The sequence below is a fragment of the Clostridium peptidivorans genome, from assembly GCF_900205925.1.
In the GTDB taxonomy this organism is placed as follows: Bacteria; Bacillota; Clostridia; order Clostridiales; family Clostridiaceae; genus Clostridium_AK; species Clostridium_AK peptidivorans.
Genome location: NZ_OAOD01000047.1, coordinates 1 through 2,398, shown reverse-complemented (window position 1 = coordinate 2,398; position 2,398 = coordinate 1). Strand labels below are relative to the sequence as shown.

Below are 2,398 nucleotides of genomic sequence, written 5' to 3'. Positions count from 1 at the left end.
GTTATCGTTTCAGCTCACACTTCATTATGTGCATCAGTAATAAATGAGCATGGAACACCAGCTCAAAAGGAAAAGTACTTACCAGCACTTGCTAAGGGTGAAAGAATAGGTGCTTTCGGATTAACTGAGCCAAACGCTGGTACAGATGCTGCAGGACAGCAGAGTATAGCTGTTGATATGGGAGATCACTACATATTAAACGGTTCAAAAATATTTATAACTAACGGTGGAGTAGCTGAAGTATTCATAGTATTTGCTATGACTGACAGAAGCAAAGGAACTAAAGGAATTACCGCTTTCATAGTTGAAAAAGGAATGCCAGGATTCTCAATAGGTAAAGTAGAAGAAAAGCTTGGAATAAGAGCATCATCAACTACAGAGCTTATATTTGAAGATGTTAAAGTTCCAAAAGAAAACTTACTTGGAAAAGAAGGAAAGGGCTTTGGAATTGCCATGAAGACTCTTGATGGAGGAAGAATTGGTATAGCAGCTCAGGCTCTTGGAATAGCTCAAGGAGCATTTGATGAAGCAGTTAGCTACATGAAAGAAAGAAAGCAGTTTGGAAAACAATTATACAAATTCCAAGGATTAAGCTGGATGATGGCTGATATGGAAGTTTCAATTGAAACTGCAAGACTTTTAGTATACAAAGCAGCTTGGAAGAAAGAAAACAAGATGCCATACAGTGTAGATGCAGCTATGGCTAAATTACATGCAGCAAATGTTGCTATGGATGTAACAACTAAGGTTGTTCAGATATTTGGTGGATACGGATACACTAAAGAATACCCAGTAGAAAGAATGATGAGAGACGCTAAGATCACTGAAATCTATGAAGGAACTTCACAGGTTCAGAAGATGGTTATTTCAGGAAACATATTTAAATAAGGAGGGTACACTTAAATGAATATAATTGTTTGTTTAAAACAAGTTCCAGATACAAATGAAGTTAAAATAGATCCAGTTACAGGAACTCTTATAAGAGAAGGTGTTCCATCAATCATAAACCCAGATGATAAAAATGCTTTAGAAGAAGCGTTAGCACTAAAAGATAAATATGGTGCAAATGTTGCTGTAGTAAGCATGGGACCTCCACAGGCAGAAGTTGCTTTAAGAGAAGCTTTAGCTATGGGAGCAGACAGAGCAGTATTAATTTCTGACAGAGCTTTTGCTGGTGCTGACACATTAGCAACTTCAAGAGCACTTGCAGGAGCAATAGAAAAAATGGGAGACTATGACGTAGTATTTGCTGGAAGACAGGCTATAGACGGAGATACAGCTCAGGTTGGACCAGAAATAGCTGAACACTTAAACTTACCACAAATAACTTATGTAGAAGCTGTAGAAAAAGCAGAAGATGGATTAAGAGTTAAGAGAGCTTGGGAAGATGGTTATGAAAACATAAAAGTTCAGACTCCAGTTCTTCTAACAGCTATAAAAGAATTAAATGTACCAAGATATATGAGCGTAGGACATATCTTCGGAGCTTTTGATAAAGAAGTAGAAGTATGGAATGCAGACTATATTGGAGTAGATAAATCCCTTCTTGGACTTCCAGGATCACCAACAAAGGTTAAGAAGTCAGCTACTAAAGAAGCTAAGGGCAAGGGAGCAATAGTTAACTTACCACCTAAAGAAGCAGCAGCAGAGGCAGTTGCAAAATTAAAGGAAAAACACTATATCTAATTTAGGAGGGATTTTTAAATGAATATAGCAGATTACAAAGGCGTATGGGTATTTGCTGAACAAAGAGATGGAGAGTTACAAAAAGTTGCTCTAGAACTTTTAGGAAAAGGAAGAGCAATTGCTGATAAATTAGGAGTAAAATTAACTGCATTATTAGTTGGCGGAGAAGGAATGGAAGAAGCAACTAAGGAATTAGTAGCTTTTGGTGCAGATGAAGTTATATATGCTCACAATCCATTATTAAAGCACTACACAACTGATGGATACACAAAGGTTATATGTGAACTTGCAAATGAAAAGAAACCAGAAATAATTCTTGTAGGTGCTTCTTTCATAGGAAGAGACTTAGGACCAAGAGTTGCTGCAAGATTATCAACTGGACTTACAGCTGACTGTACAGGACTTGAAACAGAAGATGGAACAAACCACCTATTAATGACAAGACCTGCTTTCGGAGGAAACTTAATGGCTACTATCATCTGTGCTGATAACAGACCACAGATGGCAACTGTTAGACCAGGAGTGTTCTCAAAACTTGCAAAAGATGAAAACAGAAATGGCGATGTTCAGACAATAGCTATGGATATAAAAGAATCTGACATCAGAACTAAGACTGAAGAAGTTGTTAAATTAGCTAAGAGTGTAGCTGATATAACTGAAGCTGAATTCATCGTATCTGGTGGTAGAGGAGTAGGATCAAAAGAAAACTTTG

General features: G+C 37.3%; 3 protein-coding genes. All 3 read left to right on the top strand.

All coding sequences use genetic code 11. The features are described from left to right. Window positions 1-888: acyl-CoA dehydrogenase family protein (locus tag CRN98_RS17215; RefSeq protein ID WP_097028636.1), on the top strand; the 888-nt coding region annotated here is incomplete at its 5' end. Between the two features lie 15 nt (window positions 889-903). Beyond that, window positions 904-1,686: an electron transfer flavoprotein subunit beta/FixA family protein gene (locus tag CRN98_RS17210; protein ID WP_097028635.1), complete on the top strand. Its 783-nt coding sequence runs from the start codon at window positions 904-906 to the stop codon at window positions 1,684-1,686. 18 nt (window positions 1,687-1,704) lie between these two features. Then, window positions 1,705-2,398: electron transfer flavoprotein subunit alpha/FixB family protein (locus CRN98_RS17205; protein ID WP_097028634.1), on the top strand; the 694-nt coding region annotated here is incomplete at its 3' end.